The sequence below is a fragment of the Natrinema ejinorense genome (assembly GCF_002494345.1).
Taxonomy (GTDB): domain Archaea; phylum Halobacteriota; class Halobacteria; order Halobacteriales; family Natrialbaceae; genus Natrinema; species Natrinema longum.
Genome location: NZ_NXNI01000001.1, coordinates 3,322,044 through 3,345,371, shown reverse-complemented (window position 1 = coordinate 3,345,371; position 23,328 = coordinate 3,322,044). Strand labels below are relative to the sequence as shown.

Here is a 23,328-nt window from a genome sequence, read left to right as displayed (position 1 = left end):
ATTATGCCGGACCTCGAGTCGTACGCTTTCGCGGGGTACTACCGTTCGCGTCGCTCGAGGGACGGTCGAAAGATACAGTCGCAACCAACAGACAATGAAACCGACACGCCGCACTCTGCTTCGCACAGTATCAACGCTCACCGCCGGACTAGCCGGCGCAACGACGGTGAGTGCGACCGAATCGCCGCCCCAGTGGGACCCCGATACCGTCTACACGGATGGTGATCGGGTCGTCTACGACGGGGCCGTCTGGGAAGCCCAGTGGTGGACCCGCGGCAACGAACCCGGTTCGCGGGAGTGGGGTCCCTGGGAACGCATCGAGGACGCACCCGACGACCCGGACCCGGACCCGGAACCGCCCGAGGGGCCGACGGCGTCGATCGCTGTCAGCGAGACGCCGGTCCCACCGACCGAGCCGGTCGTGTTCGACGCCACCGACTCGGCTGGCGAGATCGACGCCTACGAGTGGGACTTCGGCGACGGCACCGAAGCTGCCGGCGACGTGGTCGAGCACGCCTACGACGATGCCGGCGAGTACGGGGTCGAACTCGTCGTCACCGACACCGACGGGCGCACGGACGCCGCGAGTACCACGGTCAACGTCGAAGAGCGAGACACCGATCCCGACGATATCACGGCCGATACCACGATCGCCGAGTTCTACGGGGACTACGACGAGCGGTACGTCCCCGAACTGTTCGACAACTGGATGCCGGACGACGCATCGGACTACGGTGCGGACACGGACGCGATTCGAAACAACGTCGACGACGGCTCCCTCGAGTTCGGATCGCTGGGCACGCAGGCGCTCCCGTGGGTCCAGCAGTTCGACGACGCCGGCCTTCCCCGACACGCCAGTTCACAGCTTCTGCCGTGGCTTTCGGTGCTGCCCGAGGAGACGGAGACGCCGACGTTCCAGGGAAGCGGCCGCAGCGTGGCGTGGGATCAAACGGCCGGCCCGACTGCAGCGACCAACGATCCGTCCACGTTCGTCCAGCCACAGTGGCCCACGGACGCGATCGGCGAGGCAGACGAGGAGGTCGCCGAACGGGACGCCGTCCACAACCAGCCACAACACCGGGACGACTGGGACTCCCACTTCTCCCTCCCGGACGAGATCCTGTACAACCACGACAATCAGTTGCTCGATACCATCGCGAACGACGTCCATCCCGTGACCGGCGACCCGCTGGGCGGCGACGGGTTCACTGCGAACGCGCCCATGGAAGTCACAGCGGAAGTTCACGCCGACGGCTGGAGCGGGCATCAGGTTCTCGTCTTCGAGAACACCAGCTCGGTACCCTACCACCTCGACGGGGCGGTCATCTGGTGGGTCGGCCCGTCGAAGTACGGCAAGACGATGTCCGCAGGTCACTACAACAACGAACAGCGCCCGGAACCCGGCGTCGGTCACCCACAGCGTGACATCATCGAAGTCGTGCTCGGCGACGAGCACATGCCCGAGCGGTACGAGGGTGAGGACGTCGATCTCTCGGCGTTCGCTATCCGGTTGGCGTTCCACGACTCGCCGTACATGTTCCGGACGGCCTACCCCGGCCAGTACTGGTCGCTCGAGGTCCGCACCGGTGATAACCTGGCCGGACGCCATCAGGGCGACGACGAACGGCAGCGCCTCGTCGACACGATGGTCGAGACGTGCCACGTCGAACTCAGACAGGACCTCGACATCGAGCGCAACACCGAACTCGTCGAGACGATCGAACTCACGAACCGGGTTGCGAACTGAGAGCCGGATCGGTCCGGTCCAGTTTGCAGGAGGGTCGGCTACGTCGTCCGATGAGACTCGGTAGCCGATTCGACCAAGTGTCGAACTCCAATGACTGTCGGAATTCAAATAGATATGCCGGACGAGAACGCAACGGAGCCCAGCACCGCCCTCACGAACGCGCTCGTCAGTCGATCGGCGACGGCCCTCCGAAACACGTGGCGCTCGGAACGCGCGGTTCGGATGGGGAAATACCGGTCGTAGCTGGAGGCTGCGATCCGGCTCGACAACTGTATTTCGTACGTGTTGCGTCGGTTTTCGACCGTTCACGGAGTCCTGGCCGCCGAGCGCCACTCGAGAGGGACGACGTCGAATTGCCGCGGATGCCGCCGAAAGCGGACGACCGATTCAAACGATACCGTCGAAGATGCGGACTCCGACCTCGAGAAGCGAACGCGGCTCTCGGGGTGCTACTGGGTGACTTAAATTCTATACTTCTGCCAAAGTGGCACAGGAGTGTTATGTAGGTAGACGGAATCGACGCCTAACGTCCGTCGCCGGTGGCCCGCTGCGATCGCGTCGCGGTTGTACAGTATCTCGGAGTGCTGGCTGGAGTTCGCGCACGAGCTGCCGTCACACCGCCGCTAGTGACTGTAACTAGATTCACCATTCCGACCAGTATCTCGGATAGTAGTGCAAAATTCCCCCAATATAGACTGCGTCTCTCCTCCGACTGCCACTCCGGCACGGTATGAGTATCCAATACGGACTTCGAGGGACGCACTCACGTTCGATCAGGATTCGATGAGTGTAGTCGAACCGTGCGCCCGATATCGGAATGATCGTCCTCGTCGGCCGAGTGGCCGAATACTACAGCGATTAGATCGGTACGTCCATCCGACGGCTGTAGCATCACGACTCAGTCGTGGTCCGAAGTTTATTGCACAAATTTAGCAATACTGCCTGGGCTTCAACTTACCAATTATCATAACTCACATGGCCATCACGACGTCGTCGGTCGACGGCGGATCGTATGACGGCCAGGCGAGAACAGCGAGCCGCGCCCCTCGAGTGCGAACCGACATTCCTTTTCCCCTCACCCGCGCACCCCCGAGTATGTACGTCGGACGATTCGTCGTCGTCGGCCCCGAGGGTGGCGCGTATCGCGTCTCCTCACGGTCGTTCCCGAACCGCGAGATCACCGCTCGAGACGAGGCGCTCACCGTCGGTCCCACGGCGGACGCCCCGGAGACGGACAACCCCTACGTGTCCTACAACTGTCTGCGGGTCGTCGAGACGCCGACGGGCGAAACGGCTGCGTTCGGCAACGGCTCGCACGTCGATCCGATCGCGGAGAAACTCGAGCTCGGCTATCCGGCTCGCGACGCGCTGGCGGAGAGCCTGCTGGCGCTGGATTACGAGAAAGACGACTACGACACGCCACGCATCGCGGCGACGATCGGCGGCGACGGTGAGGCGCTGATCGGCACCGTTCGCAAGGACGCGCTGGTCGTCGAAACCGTCGACGAGCCGACGCTGGTCGCGACCTACGAGAAGAACGCCCCCGAGTCGTTCGAGTTCGAGGCCGACAGCGCCGACGCGGCCGCAAGCGAGGCCTACGACCTCGCGTTCGAACACGCGGTCTGTGCGGCCGGGGTCGCCCGGACCGACGACGGGTTCGAGACGGCCATCGAGAACGGCGACTGATCAGCGACTGCGTTCCGGCTCTTTCAGCCGCCGACCATCACGGGAGGGTCGTGACCGGTGGTTCCACCGTCGTCCCCTCCCGAAGAGATCCTGGCTTCGCCAGCAATCGAAACGACCGCCGGAAAACCTACAAACGCCTCGGGGCTGTTACCTCCGGGCATGAAGGTCGGACTCGTTTCGGATATTCACAGCAATCGAGTCGCCCTCGAGGCCGTCCTCGAGGACATGCCGCCGGTCGACGGGTTGCTCTGTGCCGGCGACGTCGTCGGCTACAACCCCTGGCCCGCCGACTGCGTCGACGAGATGCGCGAGCGGGACGTGCCGACGGTGATGGGAAACCACGATGCGGCAGTCGCTGGCGACACTCCCTTCCGATTCAACGGCATGGCCAAGGCGGGCGTCGACCACGCGAAAACCCAACTCTCCGACGAGGAACTCGAGTGGCTGTCCTCGCTCCCGACCGAGCGTTTCGCCTGCGATGGCCGGGTAAAACTCGTTCACGGACACCCGGACGATCCCGACCGCTACACCCGGTATACGTACCCAGAAGAGTTCTCTCCCCGACTATTGGGAGACGAAGACGTTCTGGTGTTGGGCCACACCCACGTCCAGGGCGTGAGACGGTTCGCCGAGGGAATCGTCGTCAACCCGGGGAGCGTCGGCCAACCTCGCGACGGGGATCCGCGAGCGGGATACGCAGTCGTTGATCTCGACGGCCTGACGGTCGACACCCACCGCGTCGAGTACGACATCGACGCGGTACAGGAGGCCGTCGACGACGCGGGGTTGCCGACGCGAATCGGGACGCGACTCGCCAGAGGGGAGTGAGCGAACGGGGGAGATCCACGGAGCCGATCCGCTCTCGGGTCCTGGAGCCGCGAGGAACGGAAACGAATCTTTTTACACTGGGCCCGCTGCTACGTTCCGATATGGTTTCCACCGGCCACGCTGCGTGTATCGTCCGGAACGAGCCGCCACACGCCCCAGGCCGGTGTTGCCGGTCGACGACTCACACGTCGCCTCGAGGCCGGCGTCGCGTCGAAATCGTATCACCAACTGCGACGGGGGGCGATGTTCGAACGCGTGCGTGAGGACGTGCGGGCAATGCGCGAGCGCGACCCCGCCGCGAAGGGGTGGCTCGAGGTCCTCCTGTGTTATCCGGGGCTCCACGCGGTCTGGGCACACCGGCTCGCCAATCGATGCTGGAACGGCGGCCCCGCCGGCCGGCTGTTCGCGCGGCTGTTTTCCCACGTCGTCCGTCTGCTGACGGGCGTCGAGATCCATCCGGCCGCCGACATCGGCCGGCGGGTGACGATCGATCACGGAATGGGCGTGGTCATCGGCGAGACGGCCGAGATCGGCGACGACGTGCACATGTACCACGGGGTCACGCTCGGCGGCGATACGAACGAACCGGTCAAGCGCCATCCGACGGTCGATGCCGGTGCACAGTTGGGCGCGAACGCGACGCTGCTCGGCGACATCACGATCGGTGAAGACGCGGCCGTCGGTGCCGGCTCGGTCGTCACACAGGACGTCCCGGCGGAGGCGACCGTCGTCGGCGTTCCTGCGGAACGGGTCGACTGATCGGGGCCGGTCACACCAACGGTTCGACCAGGTCCTCCCCCGCCTCGAGCAGTTCCCGTACCCGCTCTTCGTCCGCAGCCTCGGCGTAGACCCGTAACACGGGTTCGGTCCCGCTGGGACGGACCAACAGCCACGAGCCGTCGGCCAGCAGCAGTTTGAAGCCGTCGGCAGTGTTGACGTCCTCCACCGCCGTTCCCGAGACGGTCTCCGGGATCACGTCCTCGAGTTCGGCCACCACCCGCGATTTCTCGCTGTCGGGACAGTCGACGCTGATCTTGTCCTGGACGACGCTGCCGTGTTCGGAAAGCAGCCGGTCGACCCGAGCGTCGATCGGCTCGTCGGCGTGCATCGTGGCCGCGAGCAACGCCAGCAAGACGCCGTCTTTCTCGCGGACGTGCCCCCGGACGGTGAACCCGCCGGACTCCTCGCCGCCGACCAGTGCGTCGTGGTCGGCCATCGCCTCGGCGACCCACTTGAAGCCGACCGGGACCTCGTGGACGGTTTCGCCGTGGGCCTCGGCGACTCGGTCGATCAGATAGGTCGTCGAGACCGTCCGGATCGCCGGGCCCGAGGCGTTCTCGAGCAGGTAGTCGTACAGCGCGGCGAAAAACAGGTTCTCGTCGAGGTAGCCCCGGTCGGGCGTAACGACGGCGAGTCGGTCGGCGTCGCCGTCGTTCGCGATCCCGAGATCGATGCCGGTCTCGTCGGCCGTCACGGCCGCGATCAGGTCCTCGAGGTTCTCGGCGGCGGGTTCGGGGGAGCCGCCGCCGAACTCGGGATCGCGCTCGCAGCGATAGCGCTCGAGGGTGGCTCCGGCACGCTCGAGCAGGGCATCGGTCGTGTCGCGGCCGCTGCCGTGCATGGCGTCGTAGGCGACGCCGAGTTCGGACAGGTCGGCGCTGCCGGTGATCGACTCGACCAGTTCCAGCGCGGCGTCGGCGTGAGGGTCTGCGAAGTCGACCTCGCGGGCACTCCCGTGTTCGCTCTCGGGGAGCGGATCGGGGTCGGCCAGCCGATCCGCGATCGCGTCGGTGACGGGGGGCAGAGCCGGTGCGCCATCCGCAGGGATGAACTTGACCCCGTTGTACTCCGGGGGGTTATGCGAGGCCGTGATCACGAGTCCGCCCGCGAGGTCCCGCTCGAGGATCGCGTGGGCGACGAGCGGCGTCGGTCGGTCTCGCTCGGAAAGCAGGACGTCGAAGCCGTTCGAACACAGCACTCGCGTCAGTTCCTCGGCGAACCCGCGTGAACTCTCGCGGGCGTCGTAGCCGACGGCGACCGGCCCCTCGAGTCCCTCGTCGGCGAGATACGTCGCGACCGCCTGTCCGACCATCCGAACGCGGGGGGCCGTAAATTCCTCGAGCGTCGCCCGCCAGCCGTCGGTACCGAAACTGATCGTCTCCATGCTCGAGTGGTCGAGAGCCGCCGCGAAAAAAGCGATGGGCCGAGAGCCGCCGCGATGGGGATCGAACGGATCGACCGCGACATCCCGCCCGGCGGTCCGGTCCCGCACACGCAGACGGTTCGCCGTCAGCCACGACGGTGTAACCCACGACAGGTCGCGGTTACACGGGAATCGGTACAGGAGACCGTATCAGGCGTCGGTATCGGTGAGGTACTGTTCGAAGAGTCGTTCGCCCGTCTCCTCACAGGTGACCGCGACGACCTGATGGGACGTACAGCAGGATTCGACGACCTCCTCGCCCATCCGGACGTCGCCGCCGGAGGGACACCGCTCGAGGAACATCCGGAGGCTGTTGAGCACTTCCCCTTTCGTCTCGGGATCGAACGCGTCCCAGCCGTCGATCCACGTCTCGAGGGCACGACTTGCGGCGACGTCCGCGATCAGGGCGCTCCGAGAGGGCCAGCGACCGGCCGACGTCGACCGGAACAGCAGGGCGCGGGTCTCCTCGCGGGTCACGAGGTCGAACTCGTCGACGTCGGCCTCGAACCCGAAGGCGTCGACGGCCGCCCCGGCATCGACGCCCGACTCGTCGAGGGGCTCGATTTCGTCGAACCAGGCGGCCTCGAACTCGTCAGTGAGGCAGAGATCGTCCCGCTCGTCGCAGGGCTCGAGGACCTCGTGGTCGAGGAAGAACGTCTCGAGGTCGACGATCGCGTGCTCGTCGTTCGTCGCGGTCGGTTCGTCGACGGCGTCGGTCGCGGGATCGTCGGGCCGGGGAACAGTGTCTTCGTCGAACGTCGCAACGGTACCGGACCCGCCCGAATGGGAGGTCGAATCGCCGGCGCGATCGGAACCGGAGCCAGTGGCGTCGGCCGTCGCCGAAGCGTCGACGCCGCCGAGCCCACCTGCCACGTCGGGCGCTGGGTCCTTGCCGAACCAGCGCAGAACTTCGGGCGGGAGGTATCGCTTGGTCAACGTCGGTGTCCCGGGGACGAGATAGCCGCGAAGATAGATCAGCCCGATCGACACCCCGACGGCGAGTGCACCGCCGAGTCGGGATTTCCGTGCGATGACGGAGCCGATCACCGCTGCGATACTCAGGTTCAGCACGGTACACGGTTCACACCGGTTCTCGCCGGTGTACTCGGGTTGTTTGAAGTCGTCGACGACGTCGAGTTCCATCGTACAATAACTATCATCGCCGTCTATCATCTATTTTTCGGACACGGGCGTCGAATACAATAGACACGGCGTCGAACCACGGCACCCCGTGCGGCCGGCGACGTCACTCGAGGCCGACGAGCCGCGCTTTTTCCCCACGGCTCAGTTGTTTGATCTCGTACTCGCGGGACATCGCCGCGGATTTCGAGTCGAATCGCTCGTGATAGCGGAGTTCGACCGGCGTTCGGCCCCGCGTGTACTTCGCGCCCTCACCCGCGTCGTGTTCGGCGACGCGACGCTCGAGGTCGGTCGTATAGCCGGTGTAGAGGGTATTATCGGCACACTCGAGGACGTAGACGACGTGGTCGGCCATCGACGGTGGACGGGTCCGTGAGCATAAAAAGGTCTCGTCCGTGGGGGCGCGTGGTTGTTGGTCGCTATCGGTCGCGATGCGTTCAGGTACCGCGAGCGCGCTCTTTCGCGGCTTCCGCGATTCCCGCGTTGGCCGAACAGCTGACACACGCGTGGATTTCGCCGTGTTCGTCGGCGAAGACTCGTGCGAACCGTTCGGAGACGTGCGCGCCGCAGTGGTCACACTTGGGCATTGGTCACACCGGCCGGAGCCGGTACTACGAACTATCGGGTGAACGAATAAATAGCCTTCTCCATACACTGTTTGGCTTTTCGTCTTCGGTAAATATTTTTTCCGTAGGTGGCACGCGTGTCAGTCCCGCGCAGCGTCAATCGCGCGGGCGATCAGCGTCGCCTGCCCGCCGGCGACGAACCCCGCATCGATGTTGACGACCGACAGGACGGTACACGACTGGAGCATGCCGTCGAGTGCCGCTTCGCCGTCACCGCCGTGACCGTACCCACTCGAGACCGGGACGCCGATGACCGGCGTGTCGACGAGTCCCGCGACGACGGTGGGTAACGCACCCTCCCGGCCGGCAGCGACGATCAGTACGTCCGCCTCGCGGAGCCGATCGAGTTGATCGAGCGTCCGGGAAAGCGCTGCGACACCGATATCGTCGACCCGGTCGACCGTCGCGCCCGCATCCAGACAGACGACCGCCGCTTCGTCGGCGACCGGCTCGTCGACCGTCCCGCCGGTGACGATCCCCACCGTCGCGTCGAGTGACGGTGGCTCGTGGTGGGGCGTCGTCACGCGGACCGATGTCCCCCGGCGGTCGATCGTCGCGTCGGGAGCCCGCTCTCCGAGGTGGGTCTCGAGCGCGTCGAACTGCGACTCCGAGACCCTGGTGAGCAGGGCTCGATCCGTCGTCTCAAGGGCGGTTTCGGCGAGTGCGACGACCTGTTCCGCCGACTTCCCCGCCGCGAAGATCGCTTCCGGGATGCCGCGGCGCTGGTCGCGAGCCGCATCGAATCGGCCCGCCTCGCCGGTGACGTATCCCCTGAGTTCGGCTTCGGCCTGTGCCGGCGACAGCGAACCGTCGGCGACGGCCTCGAGGAGTTCACGCATACCGATCCTCGGCGGTCGACACACTCGAATCCGTCGACCCGAATTGGCCCCCCGGAGCGAGGGCCACGGGATCACTGAACGTGCGTTCGAGCCCCGGAGCCCCGCGCGCGAGCCGAATGCCGGTGGCTGCTCGCTCCGAAAGTCCGGTCGGCCGCTCATCAAACAAATACTTTCCGGTGGATCTGGGTGTCGAAACGGGCGGGTCAACACCTGCAACCCCCGTATTTCCAGGATTAACCATAAGACATATATGTAGTAACGGGAAACGGGTACATCGTATGGCAGATCTTATCGTCAAAGCCGCCGTAAAGGAAGCGCTCGATGACAAAAACGTCGCCTCGGACTTCTACGACGCACTCGACGAGGAAGTCGACGAGCTTCTCGAAGACGCCGCCCGCCGAGCAGAGGCCAACGACCGGAAAACGGTCCAGCCCCGCGACCTGTAAGGGCCGACCCGCGCGCGATTTTTTCGGACGCTACGCCGAATAGCGGCGAGCAAAACCAGTCAGTCCTGTCGCTGCTCGAGGTACTCCTTCGTTCGACCGAACACGGCGTATTCGGCCTCTCGTAACTCCGAAATCGACGCCGAGCCGGTGACGAACATCGCCGTCCGGAGTTCGAGGACGAGCGTCTCGATCAACTCGACGACCGCGTCGGTCCCCTGCCCGGCCGGCGCGAGAAACGGCTTCGCGAGCCCGCCGGCGCGAGCACCGAGCGCGATCGCCGTAGCGATGTCCAGCCCGGAGCGGACGCCGCCGCTTGCGATCACGCAGTCGTGGACCGCCGTGGCCTCGAGCGTGCTCACCGCGGTCGGGATACCCCAGTCGCGAAACAGGTGACCGAGTCGCTCCTGTCGGTCGGCGTCGACCGCAGCCGCCCGATGGGCCTCGATTCCCGACCAGGTCGTGCCACCCTGCCCGGCGACGTCGACGGCATCGACGCCAGCGTCCGCGAGTCGAGTCGCCGTCTCCCGCGAAACCCCGTTGCCCGTCTCCTTGACGATCACCGGAACCGAAAGCTCGTCGGCGACCCGCTCGATCGCTGCGAGACAGCCACGGGCGTCGATATCACCCTCCGGCTGGACGGCCTCCTGCAGGAAGTTCAGGTGGATCGCCATCGCGTCGGCATCGATCATCTCGACGGCCGTCTCGACGTCGTCCACATCGTACTCGAGCAACTGCGCCGCGCCGACGTTACCGTAGAGGAAGGCGTCGGGTGCGGCGTCCCGAACGACCGTGTAGGATTCGAGGACGTCCCCGTCGTCGAGTTCGAGGCCCGCACGCTGGCTGCCGACGCCCATCGCGACGTTGGTTCGCTGGGCTGCCGCCGCGAGCGCCCGGTTTAGCTTCGTCGTGTTCGGGTGGCCGCCGGTCATGCTCTCGATGACGATCGGGGCCGCGAGTTCGTGTCCGAACAGCGTCGTCGTGGTCTCGATTTCGTCGCGGTGACTCTCCGGCAGCGCCTCGTGAACGAGTTCGATATCCGCGAACCCTGCACCGGTCGTCTCGACGTCTTCGGTCTCGATGATACGGATGTGATCGTCTTTCCTGTTGGATGTCTCGGGCATTGATTCCTCTCTTCTGGAGACGAATGGGACAACGCTAGAAAAGGTGTCCATACGTCGGTTCGGTCGCTCCGAACACGGCTCCGACTCGAGTTTTTTGCCCCTCCCCGTGGTAGCCCAACACATGTTACGCACGCTCCTGATCGGTTTCGGGCTCCTCGAGATCGTCAGGCCGGAGCCGGTCATCGAGGCCTGCGAGCGGATCGGCCTGCGAAATCCCGCGGCGGCTCAGCGACGGCCGCTGGCGCTGACGGGCGCACGACTCGAGGGGCTCGTCTTCGTCTGGCTGCTCGTCCGCGGCCGCCAGGGATCGACGCTCGTCACTGCGATGCTCGGGCTCGCCGGCCTGGTGCTCGTCTTGCTCCCCCGACCGATCATCGCGCTCAGCCAGCACCTGGTCTACGCCGATACCGACGCGCTCGAACTCCAGCCGTGGGTGGTTCCCGCAGCGCGCCTGCTGGGGGTGCTCTACCTGACCGTTACGCTGCTTTCGCGGAGCACAGGCGAGGAGCCGACACCCGACGGGGGAGCCGGCGACTCGAATTGCTCGTCGCGTCGGTTCGGGATCCGCTCGAGCTGATGAGGGCCTCCCGATGAGACGAACACTCGTAATCGCGTTCGGGCTACTCGAGATCGTCGCCCCCGGAGTGATCGTCGACTACGGCGAACGACTCGCGTTCGAGAATCCCAACGCCGGCCGACTCCGCCCCTGGACGCTCCCCATGGCTCGACTCGAGGGGATCGCGTTCTGCTGGGTGGTCGCTCGCGAAGCGGGGCTCCCGACGGCCCTCGAGACGGCGCTCGCTGTCTACGGGCTCGTGCTGGCACTCCTCCCGCGAACGGTCGTCGAACTGAACCTCGAGCTGGCCTACGAGAACGCCGACGAACTCGAGGTGAAACGGTGGGTCGTGCCCGCGACGCGGCTGCTCGGCGTCGTGTACCTGATCGCCGGGCTGTTCGCACGGCGAGTCGACGCGCCGACGGACGCGGACGTGGCACACCGCGACTGACGGCGGTAAACCGGCCGGCCGTAGTCGGCGACATCGCGGTATACGGTCTGCGGTCCCGATCGGCGACTCCACAGCCGGGTCGTGGGGTCGCCGGCACTGACTGACAGCGGCCCGAATTAGTACCGACGGACCTCGACGCCGTCGTCGGTGCCGACGTAGGTCGCGTCGGCGACCCCGACGAACAGACCGTGTTCGACGACCCCCGGGCTCCTCGAGAGTCGCGTCGCCAGCTCGTCGGGGTCGTCGATCGGATCGAACGCACAGTCGACGACCAGGTTGCCGTTGTCGGTCACGACAGGGCCGTCCTTTCGCTCGGCGTCCCGGAGCGTGGGTTCGCCGCCCAGGGCCTGCACCCGATCGGCCGTGACGGTGTGGGCGTCGGGACGGACCTCGAGTGGCACCGAACGGTTCAGTCGATCGGTCAGCTTCGAGGGATCGGCGACGACGACGAACCGATCCGCGGCCGTGTCGACGAGCTTCTCGCGTGCGTGGGCCGCCCCCCCGCCCTTGATGAGCGCGCCGTAGGCGGTCGACTCGGGATCGTCGACGACCTGATCCGCGCCGTCGATCGCGAGATCGACGCCGTCGACCGCGTCGAGCTCCGTCAGGGGGATTCCGGCCTCGAGCGCGAGCTGCCGGGACTGGAACGAGGTCGGAATCCCGCGGACGTCGAGCCCGTCGTCGACGGCCCGACCGATCGCCCGGATCGCGTGGGCGGCCGTCGAGCCGGTACCGAGTCCGACGACGAATCCGTCCTCGACCGCCTCGGCCGCCCGTTCGCCGGCGCGACGTTTCGCTGCGCTGGAACCGCCATCCGTCTTCATGACTGTCCAACCGAGCGGCGACGGCAAAAGCGTTGTAGCTTCGCGCTCACAGATCGACGCGGTCGAACCACGAGAGCCCCACCCCGAGCGGGAGGAGCGCCCAGATCGCGAGCAGGACGAAGCCGAACCACGGCCGAGCGACGAGGGGGACGGTTTCGATGTCGTACATCGTCGTCAGCGACAGCTGGGTTTCACCGAGGACGGCGCTGATGGCGGAGCCGTAGGCAGTGCCCGGCGGGAGCGAACTGTAGACGAGATACCAGTCCGGAAGCGACTCGACGAGCAGCGTCCCCTCGGTCGCGTAGAGCAGCACCTGACCGATGAGTCCCCAGAGGAACCAAAACAGGACGACGACGACGATCACGCCGACTGCCGCCCGTGTCGTCGACCGCGTCAGCGAGGAAATCCCGACCCCGATACAGACGTAGACGAACCCGAACAACACCGTCACCAGCGTAAAGGCGACGTAGTCGACGAGCGAAACCGAGCCGACGAACGCGAAGAGTCCCGCCAGGCCGACGGTAAAGCCGACCAGGATCGACACGGCCACCACGCCCGTCCGGCCGAGCACCTTCCCGAGAACGACGTCCCGACGGCGGTGGGGGAGTCCCAGCAGGAACTTCAGACTGCCGTTCTCTCGCTCCCGTGCGATCGCCCCGTAGCCGACGATCAGGGCGATAATGGGGACGAGAAACCCCGCGGGCGTCTGTAACGCGAGGATCAGATCGAGCGTCGACTGGGCACCGCCTTCCTCGAAGAGCTCCGAGGCCCACGACGCGACGAACGCGCCGCCGGCGGTGAACAGGGCGAACAACGCTGTCAGCCCGATCAGCACGCGCGATCGGACGGCATCGCGGAAGTCCTTCTTCGCGACGGCGATCGCGCTCATCGAACCACCTGCGCTCCGTTGGAATCGTCGGACGTGTACGCCACGAACAGGTCCTCGAGGCTCGATTCGTCGGTTTCGAAGTCCTCGACGGTCACGCCGTACTCCTCGACGGTGTGCAAGACGGTGGTTTTCGCCCGATCCTCGCAGGCGACGACGAGGGTCCGGTCCTCCGGCGTCACCGACGAGACGCCGTCGATCGACTCGAGCGCCTCGAGCGCGGCCGCGGAGTCGTCGGGAATCCGATCGAGCGTCACGCGAAGTCGGGTCTGGGTGGGCATGGCCTCGCGGAGCCCCTCGACGGTGTCTTCAGCGATCAGGGAGCCGTCCCGGAGGATGCCGACCCGATCGCAGACCGCCTCGACCTGGCCGAGGACGTGCGAGGAGAAAAAGACCGTCGCGCCGCGGGCGTTCTCCTCGCGGATGATCTCGCGCATCCGGCGGGCACCGTTCGGGTCGAGTCCCGTCGAGGGTTCGTCGAGGATCAGGAGATCAGGATCGCCCACCAGCGCCGTCGCGAGGGTGAGCCGCTGGGCCATCCCCTTCGAGTAGCCGCCGGCTTTCTGCTCGGCCGCGTCGCCGATGCCGACCCGCTCGAGGAGGGCGTCGGCGTCGTCGTCGGCCCCTTTCGACTCGATGGCGAACTCGACGTGCTGGCGGCCGGTGAGTCGGTCGTAGAGGTCGACGCCTTCCGGGAGGATCCCGGTTCGATTGCGGATCTCGAGGCTATCGGCTCGCACGTCGAGATCGAAGACCCGTACCTCGCCCGCGGTGGGCCGGATGAAATCGAGCAGGAGGTTGATCGTCGTGGATTTCCCCGCCCCGTTGGGCCCGAGGAAGCCGTATATTTCGCCGCGCTCGACGGTGAGCGTCAGATCGTCGAGCGCCCGTTCGGTCGCGTACTGTTTCGTCACGGAGGAAATGTCGATAGCGGACACAGTTTAACTGTCATACAATTGTATCATACAAATAGCTTGCTTCGGTCTTCAACATCGGTAGTTGCGCTCGAACGTCTCCGTGATTTCAGCGACAGAAAACGGGCAACAGGCGTATATAACGTGTTACTTCTATATCAAATGTGATCGAACAGATGACCGAACTCGATCCAGGGTCCAGCGACCGAAGCGATACCGATCGGGACCGACGACGTGGCGCTCGACCGACTGGCTGTCTCAGCGGTCGGTCGGTCGGCCCTGCACGTGAGGTGGACGAATGAGACTGCTCGCGACCCTCCCGTTACAGGCGGGTGCCGAGGAGATCGGAACGAACGCCCTCATCGCCATGGCGATCGGGACGCTCCTCGCACTGGTCATTACGATCGGCGCTGCCTACTGGGTGTACAAGGACGCGTCGAAGCGCGAGAACAACGAACTCGCGTGGGCGGTCGGTATCGGCGCGTTGCTGTTGTTCGTGTTTCCGCTGGGAATCATCGCGCTGATTCTGTACGTCGTCATCCGTGGTGACGAGACGACGTCGGAACCGATGCAAGGGGGAACCGCTGGCGGCGAGTGGTAATACTGCTGAACAGAACGACGTGAAGCCGATCGCAAATTCGCGACCGACTTCGTATCGACTTCTATCCAGTAGTATAACTGCCGGATCACCCGAGCATCGATACTCAAGCCCCCCAGCCACGGGTCCGTTGTCACGCACACGACACACATCGGTGCGCCGAACTTTTTTTGAGCCGTCCGTGGACGACCCGACATGGCACAGGAGACGGCGGTCGCCCTCTCGAACGTCCGCAAGACCTACCGCGTCGGCGAACCCGTCCACGCGCTCGATGGCATCTCGCTCGAGGTCTCCCGTGGTTCCTACACCGCGATCATGGGGCCAAGCGGCTCCGGGAAGTCGACGCTGATGAACCTCGTGGGCTGTCTCGATACGCCCACCGAGGGGACGGTAGCAGTCGGCGGGCAGGAGATCGGGGCACTCAGGGACCGCGAACGGACGCGACTGCGGGGCACCGAGGTCGGCTTCGTCTTCCAGACGTTCAACCTGATGCCCCGGCTGAACGCCCTCGAGAACGTCGCACTGCCGCAGTTGTTTCAGGGGATCGATCGGCCCGAACGCCGAGATCGGGCGCGGGACCTGCTCGAGCGCGTCGGCCTCGGGGACCGCGCGGACCACCTCCCCAACGAACTGTCGGGGGGGCAACGCCAGCGGGTCGCGCTCGCGCGGGCGCTGGTCAACGATCCGGCGATCGTGCTGGCCGACGAGCCCTCCGGGAACCTCGACACCGATACCGAGGCCGATATTTTGGATCTCTTCGACGAGTTTCACGAAGGTGGGACGACCATGCTCGTCGTCACGCACGAGCGCCACGTCGCCGAGCGGGCCGACCGGATCGTCCACCTGCTCGACGGAAAGATCGAGCGAATCGAAGAACTCGACGAGGGGGCCACGAGCGGCGTCCCGAGCCGGAATTCGGGTTCCAGCAGGGACTCGGGGGTCGATCCCGAATGAACCCCCTCGAGAGTCTGCGCCTCTCCTGGCGGTCGATCCGCGGGCACAAACTCCGGTCGGCGCTGACGACGCTGGGGATCGTGATCGGCATCGCGGCGGTGATCGCGTTCGTCACGCTGGGTGCGAGCCTGCAGGCCGGCATCATCGGAGACATCAGTCCCGACGACCAGCGCAACGTCTACGGCTGGGCCGCCGAACCCGACACCGAGGGCGGCCCGCTGGCGGGCGCACAGCCCGTTTTCACCGGCGACGACCTCGAGACCGTCGAGGACCTCGAGGACGTGGAGGCGGCCTACGGCTACGCGACGCTCCAGACGCAGGCGATCTCCAACGGCGAGGAGAGGGTCGCCCAGGGGAACGGGTTGATCGCCTCGGGACCGTCGTACATCCGCGAGGAACGGTTGGCCGAGGGGAGACAGTTCGAGATGGGCGAACGCGAGGCAGTACTCAACCCCGCGGCGGCGAATCAGTTCGCGGAGAACGTCACCGTCGGCGACGAACTCACCGTGACGCTCCTTGGCGGCGAGCGGACGACGCTCGAGGTGGTCGGCATCACCGATACGAGCGAGGGCCAGAGCCCCTTCGAGGGATTCGAGTCCTCCCCGCGGGTCTACGTCCCGACGGATCCCTATTACACCGAACAGGCGTCGGGGATCGGACTCGGCGGGGACGGCGGCGAGACGGAGACGAACAGCGACGACGCCCGCTTCCTCGCGATCATCATCGAGGCCCCGTCGACCGACGAGTCCGACATCGACGCGGCCCGCGAGAGCGCGACCGCCTATCTCGAAAGCGACGCCTCCGACGCGAGCGAACTCCTGGGAGACGACCTCGAGGTCCAGTTCCGGACGAGTACGGAGCTGCTCAGCCAGCTGCAGGACGTGCTGGATCTCCTACGGAACTTCATCGTGGGGATCGCGGCCATCTCCCTGCTGGTCGGATCGATCGGGATCGCAAACATCATGCTCGTCAGCGTCACCGAGCGAACCCGCGAGATCGGCATCATGAAAGCCGTCGGCGCGCAGAACCGCGATGTCCTCGGTCTGTTCCTGACCGAAGCGGTGATCCTCGGCGTCATCGGCTCGATCCTGGGGACCGCCCTCGGCCTGGTCGGGGGGTATCTCGGCGCGCAGTACGTCGATCTGCCGCTGGTCTACCCCCTCGAGTACGTCGCACTCGCCATCGTCGTCGGGATGGTCGTTGGCATCCTCGCAGGGCTGTATCCGGCCTGGCGGGCTGCACGAACGGATCCGATCGACGCACTCAGATACGAGTGACTGGCAGCAGTGCCGGCCCAGTCGCGACCGGCTGTGGGTGTTGACAGCAGACCGTATGCGGTCGGATCAGCGGTCCAGGTCTCGGTCACGATCGCGGTTCGGGTCCCGTTCGCGATCCGGACCCGATTGCCGGTCCGAGTTCGGTTCGTACTCCGGATCAGAATACCGATCCGGATCCCGTTCGTGGTCCGTCATCGGATCCTGGCTCGAATCCCGTTCGTAATCCGTCATCGGTTCCTGGCCCGACCGTTCGCGGTCCGAGTCCGGCCCCTGAACGCGAGACGGGGCGCGATCCGGCGCCCGCTCCGCCTCGAACCCGATCGTCTCCCGAGTCCGCCGCCGTCGCTCGGGGTATTCCCGCGCGAGGTACGCCCCGAGGTAGCCCCCGAGTAGCGACGGGCCGACGGTGTAGACGAGGAGGAAGAGCAACGCGATGACGAACAGAACGAAGAGGACCGCGACCCCTTCGGCGGGGAAGCCAAAGCCGATGCCGATCCCGAGGAACCCGAAGACGAGGAACGCACCCGCCGCGATCGGGAGGAAGGTGATCGCGCCAGCGAGCGCGCCGACGATCGCGCCGGCCCGTTCGTCCGGCCCCTCGAGGAAACCGGCGACGAGGCCGCCGAGAACGGTGGAGAAGGGGATGAACGAGAGAACGACGCCGACGACGGCTCCGACGATCGCGTTGATGATGGTTCGGCTGCGGACCATACGGAACGAACGACCGGCAGCGAGAAAAGTGTCGGTGGTCGATGGGATCGCGTCGCCGGCGGCCGACGCCGGGGAAGGGACAAAACGGAGGTCCGATCAGTCGTCGACAGTGCGGGACTCCGTCTCCTCGAACGTCGTTTCCGTGTCGGCGGTGTCCACCGACTGCGTCTCGAGGTCCGCCTCGACGAGGTCCGTGAACGTGACGTCGGGGTTGACCTCGTCGGCGAGGAGGTCGACGGCTTCGACGAAGACCGCGACGATCAGCGGGCCGACGACGATCCCGATCGGCCCCAGCGTGAAGAGACCGCCGGTGAAGCCGACGAAGTAGAGGCTCCCGGGCAACCCGGCCGAACGACGGGACAGCCGCGGTCGGACGGCGATGTCGGGGAGCCAGGCGATGAGCACGAGACCCAACACCCCGATCAGGGTCGCCGCGAAGAGATCGCCGGCGGCGACGTGATAGAGGGTGATCGGCGCGATGAGCATGCTCGGACCGATGATCGGAACGAACTGCAACACCGCAGCGGCGATCGACAGCGTCAGCGCGGCGTCGTATCCGAGCACCCAGAAGAGCGGATAGGCGATCGCCAGCGTCGCGACCGAGGTCGCGACCTGCAGGACGTAGATCGCGTACAGCGTCTCGCGGGCTCGCTTGGCCAGCGCGTAGACCACGTCGCGATAGCCGTATGGGACGGGTGCGACGGCGGCTCGACCCGCCTCCTCGCCTTTGAGTAGCAGCCCGAACAGGAGGACGACGAACAGCGCGAACTTGATCGCGAGCACCGGCAGTTCGAGCGCGAGCGACGTCGCAGCGCCGCTGAGATAGTCGACCGCGAGCGCCTGCACCTCGCCGGCCTCGAGCGTGTGCGTCGACTCGAGGACCGTGATCGACAGCTCCCGCGGGAGGCTCTCGACGGCCTCAAGTATCGGCTCGATGCGGAAGTACAGCGCCACGACGATCGGTGCGAAGACCGCGACCGCGGTCAGGAAACCGATCAGCGTCGCCGCGAGCGCGCCCGTCCACTCCGTGAGACCGCGTCTGACGAGCCACCCCTGGACGGGCAACAGGACGTAGGCGACGGTGAGCGCGAACAGGATCGTCCCGAGGACCTCGAGCAGGATCCCGCCGGTGAGGACGCCGAGTGCGACGACGATACCTGCGAGGACGTAGCGGCGACGCCTGCGCGAGCGCGAGTCCCCCGTGGTCTCTGACACAGCGGTGAGTCTCAGCCGAGCGACAAAGTCTTTCGGCTCTGAGAAGGGCGTCGGAACGGAACGGCGGCGATCACGGGGCTTAAGACCACCCAGTACAACCACTGGGTAATGAAACGTCGAACGTTCGTCGGCGCGGTCGGTGGAAGTACGCTCGCCGGCGTCGCTGGCTGCTTGACTCGCGATGGGGGGGACGAGCAGGGCAACGGGACCGAAGACGGGGGGACCGATTCGGAGACGCCGGATCCCGAGCCGGAGAACCCGGATCTCGAGGGGGAGTTACGGATCGCGACCTACGAGTCGATGGTCGACGGCGACAACCCCGCCGGCCCGTGGCTCAAAGAGGCCTTCGAGGCGGCGTATCCCGACGCCGAACTGAAATGGATGGTCCCGAGCGAGGGGCTCAATCAGTACATCACTCGGGCACAACAAAACGCCGGGATCGAAGCCGACGTGTATCTCGGACTCAACGTCGACGACCTCGTCCGGGTCGACGACACCCTCGACGACGGCGGTCTCTTCCGGCAGTTGAACGTCGATCGCATCGATCGCGCCGAGCGGATCCGCGACGGCCTCGACATGGGCGATCCACACGGCCGCGTGCTCGCCTACGATACGGGCTACATCAGCCTCGTCTACGACGAAACCGTCGTCGACGCGCCCGAGACGCTCGACGACCTGACGGAACCCGCCTACGAGGACGCACTGCTGGCCCAGAACGCCCAGAGCTCGGATCCGGGTCGAGCGTTTCTCCTGTGGACGATCGACGCCTACGGCGAGGACGGCTACCTCGAGTACTGGCGCGCGCTCGACGACAACGGGGTTCGCGTGCTCGACGACTGGTCCGAATCCTACTACGGCTCGTACATGAACGAGGAGCGACCGATGGTGGTCTCGTATTCGACCGACCAGGTGTTCGCCAGCGCGGAAGGCTACGACATGAGCCGGCATCAGATCGCGTTCCCGGACGGGCAAGGATACGCCAACCCCGAGGGAATGGGGATCTTCGAGGGAGCGAACGAAGTCGACCTCGCCTACGAGTTCCTCGATTTCGCCCTCTCGAGCGATGCACAGGCCGAGATCGCCCAGCGGAACGTCCAGTTCCCGGCCGTCGAATCCCAGCACGTCGAACTCGACGAGGAGTTCGACCAGTACGCACACGAGCCGTCGGAGGCGGTAACGGTCGGCTACGACGAGCTTCGGGGCAACCTCGACGGTTGGGTCGAAGAGTGGGCACGCGAGTTCGCCGGCCGCTAACACCGTGTCTCGAGCGGGAGGATCCGGACGTAGAGCGCGGCCCCGAGGGGGATTCGTGGCCGCATATCGCTGGTTCGAGCGCCACGCGCTCTCGCTGACGGGGCTCGTGACGGCCGCCGTCCTCGCCGTCATGCTCTACGTTCCGGTCGGGGTCGTCTTCGTCAACGCCGTGGTCGACGACGGGGCGGTGACGCTCACGTTCTTTCGGGCGGTCCTCACCGATCCGTTCTACGTCGGGGTGCTCGCCGAGGTCTTCGCGGACCCCCTGGCCGTGGGAACGCACCTCGAGTCGCTCGTCGGCTGGCTCGCAGCCGTCTCGATCTCGGTCTCGCTCGAGTATCCGATCCCCGGCATCGCGGTTCCGATACCGTGGCCCGTCCTCGAGACGCCGGGCGTTCGAACGGGACTGTTCGGCTTTACGGCCTATCAGGCGGTGCTGTCGACGATCGCGAGCGTCGCGCTGGGGCTGCCCGCCGCCTACGTCCTCGCGAACTACGAGTTCCGGGGTCGACGGACGCTGCGCTCGCTGACGATCCTCCCGTTCGTCCTGCCGGGGATCATGGTCGCCGTCGGCTTCTACGCGATGTTCGGGCAGGCGGGAACGCTCAACCAGCTGCTCGGAATCGTCGGACTCGGTCCGTATCCGTTCATCGAGTGGAATCCGTTAGCGATCGTGATCGTCGCCCACGCGTTCTACAACGCGCCCCTCGTCGCTCGCGTCACCGTCGCCGCCTGGGAGTCCGTCGACGTTCGGACCGTCGAAACCGCCCGCAGTCTCGGGGCCAGTCCGCGGCGTGCGTTCCGCGACGTGGTCGTCCCGCAACTGCTGCCCGCGCTCCTGACCGGCGCGCTCCTGACCTTCATCTTCACGTTCATGACGTTCCCCATCGTCCTCGCGCTGGGCGGGCTCCAGCTCGCGACCGTCGAAGTCTGGATCTACGACCGGGTGCGCCAGCTGGCCTACGCCGAGGCCGCCACGCTGGCCGTCCTCGAGACGATCCTCTCGCTGGCCCTGACCTACGCCTACCTCCGGTACGAATCCGCACAGTCGGGGCTCGCTCGAGGGGCCACCGCGCCCTCCCGGACGCCGCTCTTTCCCGACCTGCGGACGGCACTGTCGCCCCGCCGGCTGGCGATCGTCGGCTACGGACTGGTCGCCGTCGTGGTCTTCGTCGGCCCGATGGCGAGTCTCGTCGTCGGGAGCGTCACGGACGGCAGCGGGCTCACGGGTCGCCACTACGCGTTCCTGCTCGAGCGCCAGCTCGAGGGGGCATCGTACCAGACCCTGCCGTGGATCGCGATTCGGAACTCGCTGCTGTTCGGGGTCGCGACGCTGGCCGTGGCGGTACCGATGGGCGTGGTCGTCTCGGTGGTGACGACCCGCGCCGGTCGCAGCGGGGCGGTTATCGACACGCTCGCGATGTTGCCGCTGGCGGTCAGCGGGGTCGTCTTCGGGATCGGGCTCCTGCAGGGCCTGGTCTTCGGAATTCCGCTGCCCGGCGGCTGGCGCTTTCAGGTGACGGGCGCGATCGCGATCGTCGCCGCCCACGCCGTCGCGGCCTACCCCTTCGTCACGCGGAACGTCTCGCCGCTGCTCACGACCCTCGATCCGGCCCTCGTCGAATCCGCGCGGGCGCTCGGGGCCTCCCGGTATCGTGCGCTCAGAGACGTGGAGCTGCCGCTGGTCGCCAGCGGGATCGTCGCCGGAGCCGCCTTCGCCTTCGCCATCTCGATCGGTGAGTTCTCTTCGACGGTGATTTTAGCCAGCGGCGGCGACACGTACACCATGCCCGTCGCCGTCGAGCGGTATCTCGGCCGCCGCTCCGGCCCCGCGATCGCCATGGGGACGGTGTTGTTGTTCGTCACGGCCGCGAGCTTCGTCGTCGTCGACCGCGTCGGCGGGAGGTTCGAGCGATGACCGAGCTCGCTCTCGAGGGCGTCTCGAAGGTTTACGGCGGGACGGACGCGACGGACGGCGGTACCGTCGCGCTCGAGGACGTCGATCTGTCGGTCCGGGACGGGGAGTTTTTCACCCTCGTGGGCCCGTCCGGCTGCGGGAAAACGACCACCCTTCGAACGATCGCCGGCTTCGAGGGACCGACCGACGGGGCCGTCTGCTTCGACGATCGGGAGATGACCGGCGTCCCGCCCGAGGAGCGCGACGTCGGCGTCGTCTTCCAGAGCTACGCACTGTTTCCCCACATGAGCGTCGCCGAAAACGTCGGCTACGGCCTTCGATTTCGAGACCCTCCCGCCGGAATGGGGGTCGACGAACGCGTCGCCGACCTGCTCGAGCTGGTCGATCTCGAGGGGATGGGCGAGCGCGATCCCGAGTCGCTGTCGGGCGGCCAGCAACAGCGAGTTGCGCTCGCTCGTGCACTCGCGCCGGCACCGGATCTCCTCTTGCTCGACGAGCCGATGAGTGCACTCGACGCCCAGCTTCGGGAATCGCTACGCCGGCAGGTAACGCGGATCCAGTCGGAACTCGGGATCACGACCGTCTACGTCACCCACGACCAGGCGGAGGCGCTGGCGATCTCCGATCGCGTTGCGGTCATGCACGACGGCCGGGTCGAGCAGGTCGGTCGTCCCCAGGAGATCTATCGCGAACCCGCAACGCGGTTCGTCGCCGAGTTCGTCGGCGACAACAACGTCTTCGAGGGCGACGTCGGGGGCCGGAACGGCGAGTACTCGCAGGTAGCTATCGACGGCGAGACGTTCTCGCTGCCGGCGATCCCCGACGGGACCGATCGCGCCACGTTCTGCGTGCGGCCGGGAGCGCTCTCGCAGGCTGCCGATCACAACCGGCTGCCGGTGACCGTCGAAACCAGCGAGTTCCTCGGGGAAACCGTCCGGGTCAACGGCCGATGGAACGGTCGCAGGATCGTCCTGCAGCTTCCGGACGTCCCCGAGAGCGCCGAACTCACCGTCGGGTTCGCACCCGACGACGCACACGTCATCGCCCGGGACTGATTCGGACCCCGCCTGCCGGAGCCACTCGGCGTGCCGGCACACGCAGGTGATCTCTTTTCCGGATCGCACCGGTAGCATT

At 66.3% G+C, this 23,328-nt stretch carries 25 protein-coding genes; 14 read left to right on the top strand and 11 right to left on the bottom strand.

All coding sequences use genetic code 11. The annotated features are described in order from the left end of the window. The first annotated feature begins 94 nt into the window (after positions 1-94). From CP557_RS16530 to cysE, 5 genes are all read left to right on the top strand, one after another. The gene (locus CP557_RS16530; protein WP_097380915.1) at positions 95-1,747 is read left to right on the top strand and encodes a PKD domain-containing protein; all 1,653 of its coding nucleotides are present in this window, start codon (positions 95-97) and stop codon (positions 1,745-1,747) included. 114 nt (positions 1,748-1,861) lie between these two features. Then, entirely contained in the window at positions 1,862-1,990 is a 129-nt protein-coding gene (locus tag CP557_RS23325; RefSeq protein ID WP_281255569.1) for a hypothetical protein, read from the top strand. 852 nt (positions 1,991-2,842) lie between these two features. Continuing rightward, entirely contained in the window at positions 2,843-3,433 is a 591-nt protein-coding gene (locus tag CP557_RS16525) for an IMP cyclohydrolase (RefSeq protein ID WP_097380914.1), read from the top strand. 159 nt (positions 3,434-3,592) lie between these two features. After that, on the top strand, positions 3,593-4,261 hold the full coding sequence (locus tag CP557_RS16520; protein WP_097380913.1) for a metallophosphoesterase family protein: 669 nt from the start codon (positions 3,593-3,595) through the stop codon (positions 4,259-4,261). 243 nt (positions 4,262-4,504) lie between these two features. After that, positions 4,505-5,020, top strand: coding sequence for a serine O-acetyltransferase (gene cysE / locus CP557_RS16515; protein ID WP_097380912.1), 516 nt, complete (start codon positions 4,505-4,507; stop codon positions 5,018-5,020). Positions 5,021-5,030: 10 nt separating this feature from the next. Here cysE and CP557_RS16510 read toward each other — a convergent pair whose 3' ends face one another. The 5 genes from CP557_RS16510 to larB form a co-directional block, all read right to left on the bottom strand. Next, on the bottom strand, positions 5,031-6,425 hold the full coding sequence (locus CP557_RS16510) for a phosphoglucomutase/phosphomannomutase family protein (protein WP_097381686.1): 1,395 nt from the start codon (positions 6,423-6,425) through the stop codon (positions 5,031-5,033). A gap of 189 nt (positions 6,426-6,614) precedes the next feature. Next, the gene (locus tag CP557_RS16505) at positions 6,615-7,607 is read right to left on the bottom strand and encodes a hypothetical protein (protein ID WP_097380911.1); all 993 of its coding nucleotides are present in this window, start codon (positions 7,605-7,607) and stop codon (positions 6,615-6,617) included. 103 nt (positions 7,608-7,710) lie between these two features. Continuing rightward, complete coding sequence (locus CP557_RS16500) at positions 7,711-7,959, bottom strand: GIY-YIG nuclease family protein (protein ID WP_097380910.1); 249 nt, start codon at positions 7,957-7,959, stop codon at positions 7,711-7,713. Positions 7,960-8,041: 82 nt separating this feature from the next. Further along, positions 8,042-8,191 (bottom strand): DUF7563 family protein, encoded by a 150-nt coding sequence (locus tag CP557_RS22665; RefSeq protein ID WP_006184973.1) that lies wholly within the window; start codon positions 8,189-8,191, stop codon positions 8,042-8,044. A 119-nt stretch (positions 8,192-8,310) separates the two neighbouring features. After that, complete coding sequence (larB, locus tag CP557_RS16495) at positions 8,311-9,069, bottom strand: nickel pincer cofactor biosynthesis protein LarB (RefSeq protein ID WP_097380909.1); 759 nt, start codon at positions 9,067-9,069, stop codon at positions 8,311-8,313. A 278-nt stretch (positions 9,070-9,347) separates the two neighbouring features. Between larB and CP557_RS16490 the strand changes: the two genes are divergently transcribed. Next, a complete protein-coding gene (locus CP557_RS16490) occupies positions 9,348-9,515 on the top strand; it encodes a DUF1931 family protein (protein WP_004267503.1) in 168 nt (55 codons plus the stop codon). 59 nt (positions 9,516-9,574) lie between these two features. On the opposite strand, the gene fni is transcribed toward CP557_RS16490, so the two are convergent. Further along, the gene (gene fni, locus CP557_RS16485) at positions 9,575-10,636 is read right to left on the bottom strand and encodes a type 2 isopentenyl-diphosphate Delta-isomerase (RefSeq protein ID WP_097380908.1); all 1,062 of its coding nucleotides are present in this window, start codon (positions 10,634-10,636) and stop codon (positions 9,575-9,577) included. Positions 10,637-10,757: 121 nt separating this feature from the next. On the opposite strand from fni, the gene CP557_RS16480 reads away from it, so the two are divergent. Together CP557_RS16480 and CP557_RS16475 are read left to right on the top strand one after the other, a co-directional pair. Then, entirely contained in the window at positions 10,758-11,213 is a 456-nt protein-coding gene (locus tag CP557_RS16480) for a hypothetical protein (RefSeq protein ID WP_097380907.1), read from the top strand. 13 nt (positions 11,214-11,226) lie between these two features. Continuing rightward, positions 11,227-11,643, top strand: a complete 417-nt coding sequence (locus CP557_RS16475) for a hypothetical protein (RefSeq protein WP_097380906.1) — start codon at positions 11,227-11,229, stop codon at positions 11,641-11,643. A gap of 116 nt (positions 11,644-11,759) precedes the next feature. Here CP557_RS16475 and rpiA read toward each other — a convergent pair whose 3' ends face one another. From rpiA to CP557_RS16460, 3 genes are read right to left on the bottom strand one after another with little or no spacing between them, the layout of a single operon-like run. Further along, on the bottom strand, positions 11,760-12,467 hold the full coding sequence (rpiA, locus tag CP557_RS16470) for a ribose-5-phosphate isomerase RpiA (protein WP_097380905.1): 708 nt from the start codon (positions 12,465-12,467) through the stop codon (positions 11,760-11,762). A gap of 46 nt (positions 12,468-12,513) precedes the next feature. Continuing rightward, positions 12,514-13,356: an ABC transporter permease gene (locus tag CP557_RS16465; RefSeq protein WP_097380904.1), complete on the bottom strand. Its 843-nt coding sequence runs from the start codon at positions 13,354-13,356 to the stop codon at positions 12,514-12,516. Continuing rightward, positions 13,353-14,291: an ABC transporter ATP-binding protein gene (locus tag CP557_RS16460; protein ID WP_097380903.1), complete on the bottom strand. Its 939-nt coding sequence runs from the start codon at positions 14,289-14,291 to the stop codon at positions 13,353-13,355. The genes CP557_RS16465 and CP557_RS16460 overlap by 4 nt, the downstream gene beginning before the upstream one ends. 274 nt (positions 14,292-14,565) lie before the next feature. On the opposite strand from CP557_RS16460, the gene CP557_RS16455 reads away from it, so the two are divergent. From CP557_RS16455 to CP557_RS16445, 3 genes are all read left to right on the top strand, one after another. Continuing rightward, the gene (locus CP557_RS16455) at positions 14,566-14,868 is read left to right on the top strand and encodes a hypothetical protein (protein ID WP_097380902.1); all 303 of its coding nucleotides are present in this window, start codon (positions 14,566-14,568) and stop codon (positions 14,866-14,868) included. A 192-nt stretch (positions 14,869-15,060) separates the two neighbouring features. Beyond that, positions 15,061-15,819 carry an ABC transporter ATP-binding protein gene (locus CP557_RS16450; RefSeq protein ID WP_097380901.1) on the top strand — a complete coding sequence of 253 codons (759 nt, stop codon included), beginning with the start codon at positions 15,061-15,063 and terminating at the stop codon, positions 15,817-15,819. Beyond that, positions 15,816-17,096, top strand: coding sequence for an ABC transporter permease (locus CP557_RS16445; protein ID WP_097380900.1), 1,281 nt, complete (start codon positions 15,816-15,818; stop codon positions 17,094-17,096). The genes CP557_RS16450 and CP557_RS16445 overlap by 4 nt, the downstream gene beginning before the upstream one ends. Before the next feature lie 66 nt (positions 17,097-17,162). Here CP557_RS16445 and CP557_RS16440 read toward each other — a convergent pair whose 3' ends face one another. Together CP557_RS16440 and CP557_RS16435 are read right to left on the bottom strand one after the other, a co-directional pair. Then, a complete protein-coding gene (locus CP557_RS16440) occupies positions 17,163-17,807 on the bottom strand; it encodes a DUF5518 domain-containing protein (RefSeq protein ID WP_097380899.1) in 645 nt (214 codons plus the stop codon). Positions 17,808-17,903: 96 nt separating this feature from the next. Further along, positions 17,904-19,022 (bottom strand): AI-2E family transporter, encoded by a 1,119-nt coding sequence (locus CP557_RS16435; protein ID WP_097380898.1) that lies wholly within the window; start codon positions 19,020-19,022, stop codon positions 17,904-17,906. A 108-nt stretch (positions 19,023-19,130) separates the two neighbouring features. Here CP557_RS16435 and CP557_RS16430 point away from each other — a divergent pair, with 108 nt between their 5' ends. Genes CP557_RS16430 through CP557_RS16420 form a run of 3 tightly spaced genes read left to right on the top strand, consistent with a single transcriptional unit; the run spans position 19,131 to position 23,249 of the window. Then, positions 19,131-20,276 (top strand): thiamine ABC transporter substrate-binding protein, encoded by a 1,146-nt coding sequence (locus tag CP557_RS16430; protein WP_097380897.1) that lies wholly within the window; start codon positions 19,131-19,133, stop codon positions 20,274-20,276. Between the two features lie 55 nt (positions 20,277-20,331). Beyond that, the gene (locus CP557_RS16425; RefSeq protein WP_245853042.1) at positions 20,332-22,194 is read left to right on the top strand and encodes an ABC transporter permease; all 1,863 of its coding nucleotides are present in this window, start codon (positions 20,332-20,334) and stop codon (positions 22,192-22,194) included. Beyond that, positions 22,191-23,249, top strand: a complete 1,059-nt coding sequence (locus CP557_RS16420; protein ID WP_097380895.1) for an ABC transporter ATP-binding protein — start codon at positions 22,191-22,193, stop codon at positions 23,247-23,249. Before CP557_RS16425 ends, CP557_RS16420 begins: the two co-directional genes overlap by 4 nt. Positions 23,250-23,328: the final 79 nt, after the last annotated feature.